Source organism: Candidatus Neomarinimicrobiota bacterium (genome assembly GCA_036476315.1).
GTDB lineage: Bacteria > Fidelibacterota > Marinisomatia > Marinisomatales > S15-B10 > JAZGBI01.
On record JAZGBI010000095.1, the window covers coordinates 1 to 13,210 of the forward strand.

Annotated in this window: 15 protein-coding genes; 6 read left to right on the forward strand and 9 right to left on the reverse strand. The window is 51.8% G+C overall.

Features of this window, described 5'->3' with window-relative positions; translation table 11 throughout:
- Positions 1-1,520, forward strand: a 1,520-nt coding sequence (gene dacB, locus V3U24_09450; protein MEE9167664.1) for a D-alanyl-D-alanine carboxypeptidase/D-alanyl-D-alanine-endopeptidase, incomplete at its 5' end; no start/stop codon positions are given.
- Positions 1,520-2,716 (forward strand): DUF5009 domain-containing protein, encoded by a 1,197-nt coding sequence (locus tag V3U24_09455; protein MEE9167665.1) that lies wholly within the window; start codon positions 1,520-1,522, stop codon positions 2,714-2,716. The genes dacB and V3U24_09455, both read left to right, overlap by 1 nt.
- Before the next feature lie 97 nt (positions 2,717-2,813).
- Here V3U24_09455 and V3U24_09460 read toward each other — a convergent pair whose 3' ends face one another.
- The 9 genes from V3U24_09460 to trxA all read right to left on the reverse strand — a co-directional run bounded on the left by V3U24_09460 (position 2,814) and on the right by trxA (position 9,001).
- Entirely contained in the window at positions 2,814-3,542 is a 729-nt protein-coding gene (locus V3U24_09460; GenBank protein ID MEE9167666.1) for a TIGR02206 family membrane protein, read from the reverse strand.
- 34 nt (positions 3,543-3,576) lie between these two features.
- Entirely contained in the window at positions 3,577-5,226 is a 1,650-nt protein-coding gene (locus tag V3U24_09465) for an amidohydrolase (GenBank protein MEE9167667.1), read from the reverse strand.
- Positions 5,227-5,245: 19 nt separating this feature from the next.
- On the reverse strand, positions 5,246-5,605 hold the full coding sequence (locus tag V3U24_09470; GenBank protein ID MEE9167668.1) for a hypothetical protein: 360 nt from the start codon (positions 5,603-5,605) through the stop codon (positions 5,246-5,248).
- A 103-nt stretch (positions 5,606-5,708) separates the two neighbouring features.
- On the reverse strand, positions 5,709-6,479 hold the full coding sequence (locus V3U24_09475; protein ID MEE9167669.1) for a class I SAM-dependent methyltransferase: 771 nt from the start codon (positions 6,477-6,479) through the stop codon (positions 5,709-5,711).
- The gene (locus V3U24_09480; GenBank protein MEE9167670.1) at positions 6,476-7,000 is read right to left on the reverse strand and encodes a YIP1 family protein; all 525 of its coding nucleotides are present in this window, start codon (positions 6,998-7,000) and stop codon (positions 6,476-6,478) included. The genes V3U24_09475 and V3U24_09480 overlap by 4 nt, the downstream gene beginning before the upstream one ends.
- Positions 7,001-7,124: 124 nt before the next feature.
- Entirely contained in the window at positions 7,125-7,352 is a 228-nt protein-coding gene (gene infA / locus V3U24_09485) for a translation initiation factor IF-1 (GenBank protein ID MEE9167671.1), read from the reverse strand.
- Between the two features lie 135 nt (positions 7,353-7,487).
- A complete protein-coding gene (locus tag V3U24_09490) occupies positions 7,488-8,093 on the reverse strand; it encodes a thioredoxin family protein (protein ID MEE9167672.1) in 606 nt (201 codons plus the stop codon).
- Positions 8,090-8,650, reverse strand: a complete 561-nt coding sequence (locus V3U24_09495) for a TlpA disulfide reductase family protein (GenBank protein MEE9167673.1) — start codon at positions 8,648-8,650, stop codon at positions 8,090-8,092. The genes V3U24_09490 and V3U24_09495 overlap by 4 nt, the downstream gene beginning before the upstream one ends.
- A gap of 15 nt (positions 8,651-8,665) precedes the next feature.
- Positions 8,666-9,001: a thioredoxin gene (gene trxA, locus V3U24_09500; protein ID MEE9167674.1), complete on the reverse strand. Its 336-nt coding sequence runs from the start codon at positions 8,999-9,001 to the stop codon at positions 8,666-8,668.
- A gap of 423 nt (positions 9,002-9,424) precedes the next feature.
- Between trxA and V3U24_09505 the strand changes: the two genes are divergently transcribed.
- The 4 genes from V3U24_09505 to V3U24_09520 form a co-directional block, all read left to right on the forward strand.
- Positions 9,425-10,888 carry a trimethylamine methyltransferase family protein gene (locus V3U24_09505; GenBank protein ID MEE9167675.1) on the forward strand — a complete coding sequence of 488 codons (1,464 nt, stop codon included), beginning with the start codon at positions 9,425-9,427 and terminating at the stop codon, positions 10,886-10,888.
- Positions 10,885-11,586, forward strand: a complete 702-nt coding sequence (locus tag V3U24_09510) for a vitamin B12 dependent-methionine synthase activation domain-containing protein (protein ID MEE9167676.1) — start codon at positions 10,885-10,887, stop codon at positions 11,584-11,586. The genes V3U24_09505 and V3U24_09510 overlap by 4 nt, the downstream gene beginning before the upstream one ends.
- Positions 11,587-11,605: 19 nt before the next feature.
- Positions 11,606-12,244 (forward strand): corrinoid protein, encoded by a 639-nt coding sequence (locus V3U24_09515; GenBank protein MEE9167677.1) that lies wholly within the window; start codon positions 11,606-11,608, stop codon positions 12,242-12,244.
- Between the two features lie 59 nt (positions 12,245-12,303).
- Positions 12,304-13,210, forward strand: a 907-nt coding sequence (locus V3U24_09520; GenBank protein ID MEE9167678.1) for an APC family permease, incomplete at its 3' end; no start/stop codon positions are given.

The following is a 13,210-nucleotide window of genomic DNA, read 5'->3' on the forward strand; positions in this document are numbered from 1 at the left end:
GGTGTGCAGAAGTTCAGACGACTCAGAGAAAAGTATCTTATTTACTGACGAGTGACATGAGATTGTTTCTGTTGCTTGCCGCATTTCAGCTTTTCTTCGCATGCGCGTACAGAAGCGCCATATACTATCCAAGAATCACCGGGACTCAGACGTCCGGGCTTTCAGATAGAATTGAGGAGGCTGTGGGGGAGGTGGATTCCAACGTAAATCTGGGCATTAAAGTCGTTTCCGTTATGACGGGAGAGGTCATTTATGAAGACAACGCTAACCACCTCTTCACTCCCGCGAGTAATGTCAAGCTTTTCACTGCCGCAGCAGCTCTTCACATTCTTGGACCCAGTTATCGATTCCATACAAGAATGTACACAGATTCCACACGAACGGGAGATGTTCTTGAAGGTAATCTGTATCTCGTTGGCAGTGGAGATCCCGACTTCTCGCAGGCCGATCTTGAGGAAATGGTGGATGATGTCCTGGATCTAGGCATTCGTCAAATTCGGGGGGACATTATCGTTGACAATACAGCGTTCGATTCGGATCCATGGGGACCTGGTTGGATGTGGGATGAAGGCCCCTGGTGGTATTTCGCTCCTGTGGATGCCATGACGTTCAATGACAATTGCGTGACAATTACGGTTAGTCCAGGAGATCAGAATGGTGATTCCGCCGTCGTGACACTGGATCCCCCCACCGACTATGTCCAGGTAAGAGTCGCTGCCGTGACTGCGGAGAGGGACAGTGTCGCCGGGCTGGAAGTCAACCGGCGGTGGAAGACCAAGGAGAATATTGTGGATATCACGGGCGAGATTCACACCGATGAAGAAGCGAGATCGTTCGTTCTGAGCGTTGAGCGTCCGGCTCTGTATGCGGGTTCGATCCTGAGAGATCTGTTGAAAAAGGCGGGAATTGAGTTCAGAGGAGGAATTTCTCAGGATACACTGTCTTCAGATACGCTCCTGGTCACGACATTCACCTCTCGACCACTATCTCTTTCAATACGTAATTTCTTGAAGATTTCTGACAACCTCACCGGAGAATTATTGATCAAGAAAATGGGATCTGTAACACACGATGCCGCAGGGTCATGGGGAAACGGGCTTATGACAGTCAAGACTTTCATGCAGGATGAAGTGGGAATCGACACCACGAAACTCACTCAGGCAGATGGATCTGGGGTGTCACGGTACAATCTCGTCAGCGCAAGCCATATTGTTCAGTTACTTCTGTGGGTGAACGGCAATTTTCAAATTTCTCCGGAGTTCTTCTCTGCCCTCCCCATCGGGAGAACTGACGGGACCCTTCGAAACAGGATGCTTACTGTGGGAACTCAGGCGACGGCCCGCGCCAAGACGGGCACCCTTAAGGGTGTCAGTTCGCTGTCAGGTTACCTCACGTCCGAAGACAATGAAATGCTCGCCTTTTCCATTTTGATGAACGGGTATGTAGGCACGACCGCTCCCTACCGGAAACTCCAGGACAGGATTGTGTCAATCCTGTCAGATTTCTCGAGGTTCCGGTGATGAAGCAAACCACACCGGCTCCAGAGCACCGTCGATTGCTTTCTCTGGATGCATTCAGAGGCATGACCATCGCTACCATGATCCTGGTTAACACTCCGGGCAGTTGGGCATACGTTTATGCGCCCCTTCGTCACGCCAAGTGGCACGGGTGGACACCTACCGATCTCGTATTCCCCTTCTTCTTGTTTATCGTCGGAGTTGCCATGTCGTTCTCTTTTTCGAAACACCTCGCGGTGGGCGTGTCCGTTCGAGATCTTCATATGAAGGTCCTGCAACGAGCTTTGATCATTTTTGGCCTGGGTATCTTCATGGCCGCTTATCCATTCAATATTCCTTTCACTATTCAGGAACTGACCACCTCGTTTCATTTCATCGATATCTTGAACCGGTTTGAAACCATTCGAATAGTGGGCGTTCTCCAGCGAATTGCCATTTGCTACCTCGCTGCCAGCCTCGTCATCCTCAATTTGGGGAGAAGGGGCCGTGTTCTGGTCACTTTGGGACTTCTGCTTGGCTATTGGCTTGTTATGGTACTTGTACCTGTCCCCGAATATGGCAGAGGAGTTCTGACTATGGAAGGAAACCTCGGGAGGTACATCGATCTGGCGGTTCTCGGGAGAAATCACATGTACAGTGTGGGGGGGGGCCTGCCGTTCGACCCTGAAGGGCTGCTGAGCACCCTACCGGCCATTGCCACTACCCTTCTGGGGGTATTTGTAGGTGACTATCTCCGGTCGCACGAGAGCCACGGTACCAAAGCCGCCACTCTCTTCTTCGTTGGCGTGATCGGGATCGCCATTGGGAAGTTTCTCAGCCTGGGGTTTCCCATCAATAAACAAATCTGGACATCCACATATACCGTGTTCGCGGCAGGGTGGGCGACCCTTGTGCTGTCACTGGCCTACTGGCTTGTGGAAGTAAGGGGAGTCAGCAGGGCAATCAAACCGTTCCTTGTCTTCGGCAGCAATTCCATATTCGTCTTTGTGGCCTCGGGTTTGGTGGTGAAGACTATTCTCCGAATAGATCTGAGCTATCATGACTCGAACCTCTCACTTTACACTTATCTCTACGAGGCAGTTTTTGTACCCCTGGCAGGGAATCTCAACGGATCGCTGTTGTTCGCTGTCTCGTGGATCATGATGTGGCTGGGAGTCCTCTGGATTCTATACTGGAAGAAAATCTTCATTAAGATCTAGCCGCTTCTCGACCTCAGACCCGCCCGGGTCTCTCTCCAGAATGAGAAATGCGGGGTCGCAACCACGTTTGACACAACTGAAGATTGAGACCTCGTTCTTACGACTTCCTGTCGATAACATGAAACGGAACATAGACCAGGTAGAAGTGCCCCAGCGCGAACAGGGCAGCCGTCATTAGGTACCACGGCCAAGGTCCCATATAGTCCAGGAGACTGGCAACAGGCGGCTTGCCGCAGATCCAGAAATAGTTCGATCCAAGTACGATATTGACTGGCACCGTTACAATCAAGAAGCCAATAAGCGCGAGAAATGCACGGCGAAGGCTCCGAAAAGTAGGCCGCATCTGGTAGACGACTGTCGCGTATATGAGAGCCACAATCATGAGGCTGTGTGAAAACCAGAAACGGAAAAAGTGATAGTGGGGAAAGCCATGTACGATGTCGGGGGTCAAACTGGCCTGAATCATCGCTGACAAACCCCAGAAATAGAGAATCTCATACATCCGGTAGTTACGTTTGACCATAACCAAAGGAAGGGTCAGATTTGCGAACCTGCACAAATGGAAAGGGAGATGAAGCTTGGGATCGAACGTTCCACCGATCAATTCGAGTGTTGGCCAGCTTACGTAACTTACCATGACGATCCAGCCCATGGCGGCCCCGATCCTGTACTGCCACTTTCCGGAAAGATGCCTCTTCGCATAAAGGGGTAGCCAAATCGCAAGAAAAACGGCCGTGATGAGTGAAACCGAGTGGTAGGTTCCAAAGGCCTCGAACTGCTCACCGGAGCTGAGATATCGGGATACGTCCTCCTTTACCTCCGACACGATTCCTCTCAGCTACGATTGCAGATGGAAAGCGTCAGCGCCATACGAATCTGTTCTGACCGCCTACGACGGTCCGCACTACTTCTACGCTGGGTATGGTGACAGGATCGATCTCAAGGAGATCCTCTGACAAAACCACGAAGTCAGCCAGTTTTCCCACCTCCAGAGTTCCGAGATTTTCTTCCTGAAACGCGGCATAGGCCCCCCCCGAAGTATAGGCCCTCAGTGCCCCCTCAACAGTGATTGACTGCTCCGGGAACCATCCGTGCGGGTGCTTCCCATCGAGTGTTTGTCGCGTTACGGCCGCATAGATACCCTGAATGGGAGAAATTGGTGCCACTGTCCAGTCGGATCCCAGTGCCAGGTTTACGTGAGCATCAAGGAGGAATCCGAGGGGATAGCTCCGTGCCAGCACCTGTGAGTCCAGTCGTTTCTCCGCCCAGCGTCCATCGTCAATGATATGGTACGGTTGCATGGAGGCAACCACGTGCAGACCGTCAAACACGTGGAAGGCCTCTTCGCTGAGGTGCTGGGCATGCTCGATCCTGAACCGTCGGTCCCTTGGGCCATTTTTCTCTGCAACATCCTTGTACAGACGCAGGAGCCAGTCGTTTGCCCTGTCACCGATCGCGTGAGTCGCGACCTGAATGCGGGCACTGTCCGCCTCCCGGATCATTTCCTTGAATTGCGACGTATCGGGTGCCACAATGAGACCTGTGGTCGACGGATCATCCTTGTACGGATCGTACATCCAGGCAGTGCGAGATCCCAGGGAGCCGTCCACCATTGCCTTGATTCCATTCCATCGCAGCCATTCGTTGCCGGGCCCGTTTTTCCCGATGTACTCTGAGAGCCTCTTCCAGTTCGTGTACCAGACGTAGGCAGAGATTCTCAGCTTGAGTCTCCCTTCTTTCTGAGCCCTCAGGTACGTCCCCAGATCTTTCCATGAACACATGTCGTGCACCTGGGTAACACCATGGGATAGGGCATGATTCATGGCCCGCTCCAGCGCTTCATCCCGTTCCCGTTCAGAGAATTCCGGCACGACGCCATAAACAAGAGACATGGCTTCATCTTTGAGGATTCCAGTTGGCTCACCCGTGTCAGCCTCCCTTACGATAAGGCCGCCGGAGGGATCGGGAGTCCCGGAAGTAATTCCAGCGAGCTGCAGGGCCCTGGAGTTTGCCAACCCCATATGTCCGTCCAGACGTGTGATGAAAACCGGGATGTCTGATGTCACCGAATCGATCCAGGAACGGTGAGGCAGCTCCCCTCCCCATTTCTCATGATCCCAGGTTCCTTCAAGGATCCACCTCCCTGCAGGCACACCGGTGGCGAAGTCTTCAATGGCCGCAATGAAACTCTCCGGATCAGGAGCGTCTCTCAAATCCAAGCTTGAAAGCTGAAATCCTCCGCTCATGAGGTGAGTATGACTGTCGATAAACCCTGGAACCACGAAGTGGCCCTCGAGATCGACCACCCTGGCGCCCTGCTTCTTTAGAGCTTCAACCTCGCGGTTTGACCCAACGGCAATGATCCTCTCGCCCTCGACAGCTAGGGCCTGCTCCCGGGGTGCATCGGACACACCTGTCCAGATGGATCCGTTAATGTAGATCGTAGCGCGCGGGTTAACTCTGCACGATATCATGAAGATGGCCGACAGGAGAATCAGGTTACGAGACATGTGGCAGACGGTTCCCCTCCTACTGAGGCCGCCATTCCCCGATGGGTGCCATGTAGACAACCACGGGAATGTCTGCCCCCAGCAAACCCTTCACAATATCCCGCATGGCTTCCATGAGCCCTCCCGGTGTGTCCAGTTGTATGATGAGACATTCGATGCCTTTCTCTTCACCCTCGTGAATAGACTTCAGAATGAATTCTGATGAAATAGGGCCTATTACCCCGCTCACCGTGACTACGTGTACTATCCGCTCCTCCACGTCGCCCCGTTGCTTCGGCTGGACTGAATCGGAAACAAGTTCTTCCGAATCAGGAGATTGTGAGAGAAGAGCAACAGGTAATGCAATAAGTAGTGTTCGCGATAGAAACGACCTGTTCAAGGCTGTGCGGTGGGCAAACATGGCTTCGAGAAATCTTTGACAAAAGTAACCATGAAAAGGGAAAAAGAAAAGACAGACTGATTCGAAGGAATGATGGGAGTGACTACTGTTTCTTGAAGATCATGACGTGTTGATGCGGGAGAAAACTTCTTGTTTCTAACCACTTCAGGCCCACAGCCTCCATCTCCATTCTTGCCTGGACTTCAGTCATCTTGTGCAACGGTTTGATGCGCAGTTCCGGTTCCTCTCCATGGTACTCAATAAGAAAGACAAGTCCTTCCGGCTTGAGTGCCCGCACAATGGCTTCCATCATCTCCCTGGGGTGGGAAAACTCATGGTAGGTGTCTACCATCAAGACTTTGTGCACGCTTGTATCAGGCAACGAAGGATCCGTTGGAGTGCCAAACACGGGGATAACGTTTTCTACCCCTTTTTCCACTGCACGGGTTTCTATCAGGGCAAGCATCTCAGGTTGGATTTCCACGGCCAATATATGTCCTTCGTTCACCATGACCCCCATACGGAACGAAAAGTAACCGGATCCCGCTCCGATGTCTGCAACCACGTCCGTTGGCCTGAGATTCATACTCCGAACAAGCAAATCGGGTTTTTCCTCGGCCTCACGATCCGGGCGGTCCAACCACCCTGCCGCAGAGTGATCCAGCATTCGGGCGATCTCCCGCCCCATATAGATCTTTCCGGTTCCATCTTTCGACGGCGATGCGTAGTGATAGACTTCCGAAGATGGTTCCTGGCCGTTCAGACCTTCGGAATCCGTGGCACCGGCTAGATACGAGAAGAGTAGGAAAAGGGGAAACGAAAGACGATGGAATAGAAGAGACACAGGAAGCGTTCGGAAGGGCGGTGAAATCACGCAGGCCGGCTGCATACGGCAAACAAAACGAGAACGAACAGTGCCTGTGCAATCCAGCCAATCAGGCAGACACCCACAGCCCTGAGTGTTCCAGAATAGTCAAGAGCTTGCCGGACGGCGATGACCATTGCGACAAGCATCCAGAGCGTGGCAACAGGGACCACCAGGGAGGCCAGTCCAGGAAAGATTCCCAGAGCCCGTATGATCCCCGGGGAACTTGAAAACCCGATTGTTCTCAACAATTCCCCGTGATCCGCTCTCGTCTGAGGTTCTGGAAGAATTCTGGTGCCGATAAAATAGACGATATAGGCCCAGACGTACCAGCCGATCAATAGAATGACGATTCCCACGAAGAGTCCGCTTAATCCAATTTCCCGGAGGTTTCCCAATCCTCCTGCGATGCTGGAGAGTACCACCACGAGCATGGACTGGCCCAGGGCTGTCCTGTCCGCCTCTACCTCTTCGTAAAGGTGGACATCGAGTTTGGCGGCACGGAATACGCGATCAACAAAAGTGTCCACTATCCATCAGGCTCCGATTTGTATTCCGGCCATTTGTTTCGTGACCTGCTCTGCTGGGGAATGATCGACACGGGCGTGACGTTCTCACGATTCGGAGACAGGGTGTCGCCAGGTGAGGCTGGAGCTACTTGTGGCGATAGACGATTCGACCACGTGTCAGATCGTAGGGGGAGATCTCAAGAGTGACCACATCGCCGGGAAGCATTTTGATGAAATGTTTTCTCATTTTTCCGGAGACGTAGGCAAGCACCTCATGCGACTGGCCTCCAATCTCAACCTTGACTCGAAACATCGAATTCGGAAGAGCCTCATCAATGGTCCCGTCTATCGTGATTGGCTTCTCTTTCGCCACGGTCCAGTCCCGTCCCTAAATACTCATAACATCTTGATGTTCCGAAATCTCCACGCGCCAATTTACAATATACTCAATTTATGGCAAGGGAAAAGGGCCATGCCCTTTAAGGAGTGGAACTTTGGAAGGGTTAATCTACAGCTGTTCAGAAAACTTGATCGCGCATCCCAATGCCTTGGTCGAAGTCACCGTCAACGGCCTACCTTCAAGCATATCATCGATGGCATTGCTGAGATATGCTTTCTTGACCTTCTCCGCATGCCGGGCATTGTCGTCAATGGCGCCCCGGTAGACGAGTTTCCCCTTTTCGTCAAAAAGGAATATATGGGGTGTTCTTGTGGCCCCGAATGCTGTGGCAAGCCTGGAGTTTTCATCCAGTGCGTAGTAGAAGGAATAGCCTAAATCCGTGGCGCGAGCTTTCATGTCGGCCAGTCCGTCTCCGCTGCTTCTGTAGGCCTCGTTGGAATTGACCGCAATCATCCCGATCCCCTTTGGCATGTAGGTGTCGGTCAAAGAAAGGTACCGGTCCTCCCAGGCAGTCACCCATGGACACGTGTTGCAGGAGAAAATTACAAGGAGTCCCTTGGAACCTGCTGCATTGTTCAGACTGATTTCCTGGCCACTTATGTCCTTCATCTTGTAGTCTGGCAGAGGAATGGTCGAGCCTATATCCAGTTCACCCGCTCTGATAAACCCCAGAAATACGAGAGAAAATATCAAGGTCCTAAGATTTGATGTCATGATGATCCTCCGTGTTGATTGTCGAGCGCGTTCCCAATGGCACGCTCAAATCGCGTCACAGGTTGCTTACCCTCCCAGAAATCTATGACATTCCCCGTTTCTTTTCCATAAACGATATTGAAAGGAATGGCGCCCGTCCATTCCTTCCAGATGGCGTTAATGAATTCATCATCCCCCTGATTCTTAATAAAGGACAATCCCGAAATACCGTGATTTGTCAGGAATGTGACGACTTTCTCTTTCTCATCAAGCCAGTCCACACTGACGAGATAGATGGTGAGGTCAGAAGAAGGATAGTTCTCGGATAGGTTGATAATCATAGGAAATTCTTCCACACATGGCCGGCACCACGTGGCCCAGAAGTTCACGAGAACGGCTCCCGAGTCCTTTTGCAACTGAACTATCTCCAGAATATCCGACGCACGAATCTCCCTCAAGGTCAGTTCGGCATCTTGACCCGACCCATAAACCAGAAAGACTCCAGTAATCATCGCTGGAAGCAGGCGGGAAGAATGAAGAACCCCTCGAAAGAAAGAATCTGTTACCAGACGTTTCACCGCAAGTAATTTACATTATTCTGCCGTTTTCCCCGTCGGGATATTTTCTTGCAGCCATTTTATCACCTGTTCCCCGGGAATTGCCCCTACGAATTCGCTGGCCACTTCACCGTCAATGAAAAGCTTCACCGTAGGGATTCCACGTATACCGTAACGGGCGGCAATATCTGGCTGAACATCCGTGTTAACCTTTTCCAGCCTCCAGGCATCGGCTGCTTCCTGGGCCAGTTTTTCAAGGGTTGGCCCCAGGATTCTGCATGGTCCGCACCAGGGAGCCCAGAAGTCCACCACAACCGGGGTAACGCGGCTGGTGTCTATGACGTCTTTTTGAAAATCAATCTGATCTCGCATTCTTGTTTCCTATCATTTATTGACTATCCTGTTGACCGAGAATTTCTCTGGATCGGCTTATTCCGGACAAGTGGTGAAAACCGCCTGAACATCTTAGTTGTAAATCTAGGCAGGACGGTGAGTGGAGAAATGTCAACACGACGACACAATCCGAATTGACCCTGTACCCCACTGAAATTCCATTTGTGGTCTTTTCTCATGTTTGGCATTAACTTGAGATGTTGGAGATAATATTCAGCATAGCGTTTCCCAAACATCTTGAAATCACCTGATCATCGATTGTTCCCGTGAAAGGACGAGTGCAATGAGAGCCTTGAATTACCGATTCTCGCTCCTCTCCTTTTCCGCCCATGGACTCTTCCCTCCGTGTGGCCCACGGTACCATCGCGAATAGACCAGCGGAAACGGCGAGATTACACAACCATGAGACCGGAGCTTAGATTCCTGGAAAACAGCCTGATTGAAAGGATTGTGTCCGAAGCGCGCGATATTTTGTGTTCAATCGGTGTTGAAATTCAAAATCCTCCTGTTCTCGAGGCGCTCTCTGAACATGGTGCGCAAGTGGACAGGGAAAAGGCTCGTGCCGTATTCACAGTGGAGATGATCGAATCGGCTCTGGACACCGCTCCTGAGTCTTTCCGGCTGTATGATATTTTCGGACAGGAGACGCATAATTTCAGAGGAGACACAGTCTATTTTACACCGGGCTCGGCCGCCATCCACATTCTGGATTCCAGGACTGATCAAATCCGGAAACCGGAAACCGGGGATTACATCAACTACGTCAAAGTCGTGGACCAGCTTGACCATATTGCCTCCCAGAGTACGGCCCTGATTCCGGACGATGTTCATGAGAAGATTGCCGACAGCTATCGCCTTTATCTCAGTCTTCTGCACGGAAAGAAGCCCGTGGTTACAGGGACATTCACGGCAGAATCGTTCACAGTTATGAAGGATATGCAGATTGCCGTCAGGGGAACTAAAGAAGAACTTTCGAAGAAACCGCTGACCGTTTTTTCGTGTTGTCCTACTTCCCCCCTCAAATGGTCTCACGTAACTTCCACTAACGTGGTCGACTGCGCACGGTATTCCATTCCCATTGAGTTCATATCCATGCCGCTCTCGGGATTCGTTGCACCCGTTAGTCTCGTGGGAACGCTCGTACAGCACACGGCAGAAACTCTCAGCGGAATTGTGATCAGTCAGATTACGAATCCCGGAACGCCCGTACTTTACGGTGGTTCTCCCGCCATTTTTGACGTCCGGTATGAAACCACGCCCATGGGAGCAATCGAAACCATGATGATAGATTGCGCTTACAATGAGATTGGAAAGCATCTGGGATTTCCCACCCAGGCCTACATATCGCTGAGCGACGCCAAGCAACTGGACACCCAGGCGGGAATCGAGAGCGGAATCGGGGCCACCCTCGCCGGTCTGTCCGGAATCAACAACATCTCAGGCCCGGGAATGCTCGACTTTGAGAGTTGCCATAGCCTTGAAAAACTTCTGGTTGACAATGAGATCTGTGGTATGGTATTCAGACTTCTGAGAGGCATTGTCCCAAGAGATGATTTTCCGTCACTTCCCATTTTCAGAGAGCTCCTGAAAGACGAACATCTCCTGATTTCGGAACATACACGCCGCTTTCTCAAACAAGAACACCTGTTTCCGGGGAGGATAATCGACCGGGCCAACCGTTCACGCTGGAAAGAGGAGGGTGCGTTGACTCTGCGGGAGAGGGCAAACGAGGAGGTATTGAGATTGCTGGACAGCTATGAACCTCCCGAATTGGCGGAAACCACCCGCAAAGAACTACGGAAACTCATGGAGAATGAAGCCCGTCGATGGGGTCAAGACCGTCTCCCCGAGGGTTTTGAGTTGTGAATTTCACAATTGATGATCTACTTCCCCAGCCGTCGGAAGTACTTCGAGCCCAGGGAGTAGCCAAGGGAGCCAGAATCCAGGATTCAGTCTATGCCGTGGTGGAGAACGCGCTGACAGTGTTCTCTTCCACCGCCAGACCTGCCTGCCTCATGGCTGAATGTACGGTGGCTGAATTCGACGATATTTACCAGGGACAGGGGAAAAATGCCGCTGAAAGTCCGTTGCCGAACATATTCCCACGGGCGGAAAATCTGGCCGTATTTGCCCTCACCATGGGAGAAGATATCACCTCGAGAATTCAACAGCTCTTCAAAGCTGACGACTTCCCTGTGGCGGCAATGCTCGATACTCTGGCGTCGCTTGCAGCGGACCGGGCCGTAATAATCACTGAAAACAGTTATCTCCATGAATTAATGGAAAGCGATCCGGAAGGCCGTGATATCAGCGTCTTGAGTTACAGTCCGGGTTACTGCGGCTGGGATATCAGCGGGCAGGAAAAACTATTCCAGTTCCTCCACCCGGAGGAAATCGGGATATACTTGAATGAGAGTTTTCTCATGAAGCCTCTAAAATCGGTAACCGGGCTTCTCGTAGCCGGGAGAAAAGAAGTTCACCTGTTCCAGAATAGTTTTCCCTTTTGCCGGGATTGCAGGGATCCCACCTGCCAGGAACGAATGAAAAGAATCACCGAATCGTAACCTCTGAGGGGTGTCAAATATGACGGCAATCCTAAGTCAAATCTCCCACTTCCTAATTCAAGGAGATAGAGAGAAGGTTCTTGAACTCACGAGACAAGCCCTTGACAAAAGGGTGAGTCCGGAAGAGATCCTGGATAACGGTCTCATCGGAGGAATGACTGTTGTTGGTGAGCGGTTTAAAAGGCGCGAAATCTTCCTTCCCGATGTGTTGCTGGCCGCCAGGGCCATGAGTGCCGCGACAGATGAGCTTAAACCGTTGCTCGTCGACCAGGAAATTCCCACAAGGGGAAAGGTTGTCCTGGGGACGGTGCGGGGGGATCTTCACGACATCGGCAAGAATCTCGTAGGTATCATGCTCAGAGGAGCCGGATTCCAGGTCATCGATCTGGGGAAGGATATCTCTCCCGAACGGTTCGTCGATGCGGCAGTGACTGAAGAAGCCACGGTCATCGGCATGTCCGCCCTTCTCACGACCACGATGCCTGTCATGAAAGGGATAACGCATCTGGTGGAGGAAAAAGGATTGAGAGGCAGAATCAAGGTCATTGTCGGAGGTGCCCCCACCTCGGAAGAATTTGCCCGTGAAATCGGCGCCGATGCATACGCCTATGATGCCACCAAGGCCGTTGAATGTATCCAACACCTCATTAAGAACTGAGCTCCAGCGAAAGATCGGAAGTTTTGAGACTTTCAAGATCTCTAAAACTATGGGATATTGTGCTCCTGAATGTTACGGCCGTCATCGGATTAAGGTGGATTTCACTGGCGGCCGCTGGGGGAAATACCTCCCTTGTGCTGTGGCTCGGGGCTCTTGTTTTCTTCTTTCTTCCCCAGGCATTCGCTGTCATCGAACTTACCACACGACTCCCGGGCGAAGGCGGAATTTATGTCTGGACCAAGACAGCCTTCGGTGACTTCCATGGTTTTCTCTCGGCATGGTGTTACTGGACCAGTAACCTTGTCTATTTTCCGAATCTGCTGGTCTATATCGCCGGCATATCGGTCTTTGTGGCGGGATCGACCTATGAATCGGTGGGGCAAGATCGACTTTTTGTTATCCTTTTCTCACTTTCGGCTCTCTGGGCGGTCATGTTATTCAACTTTTTCGGGCTGCGAGTTGGAAAATGGGTCAACAACGTTGGCGGCTTTGGAACTTGGCTGACAGGCTCTATTCCGATTCTATTTGGCGTGATTGCCGTCGCAAGATTCGGTGCTGCGAATCCCCTATCACCCGGCACCTTTACCGAGAAAATCTTCACCTTTCCCAAGATCTCGTTTTGGGCTGCGATCTGTTTTGGGTTTACGGGCCTTGAGCTCGCTTCCGTTCTCGCAGGTGAGGTAAAAGATCCGAAAAGGTCAATCCCCCGTGCCGCTGTCATTTCCGGTGTTATCATCGGAGGCATATATATACTGGGTACCCTCTCCCTTCTCGTGGCCCTCCCGGCAGGTGAAATCAACATCATCAGCGGGTTTCTCCAGGGAATTTCCGCCATTGGCGAAAAACTGGGACTCGGGTGGACATCGAATATTCTTGCCCTTCTTGTCACGCTGGGAGGCATTGGCGGCCTCATGGCCTGGTTCACGGGTGCGTCCAGAATGCCCTTTGTTGCCGGAATAGACCGCT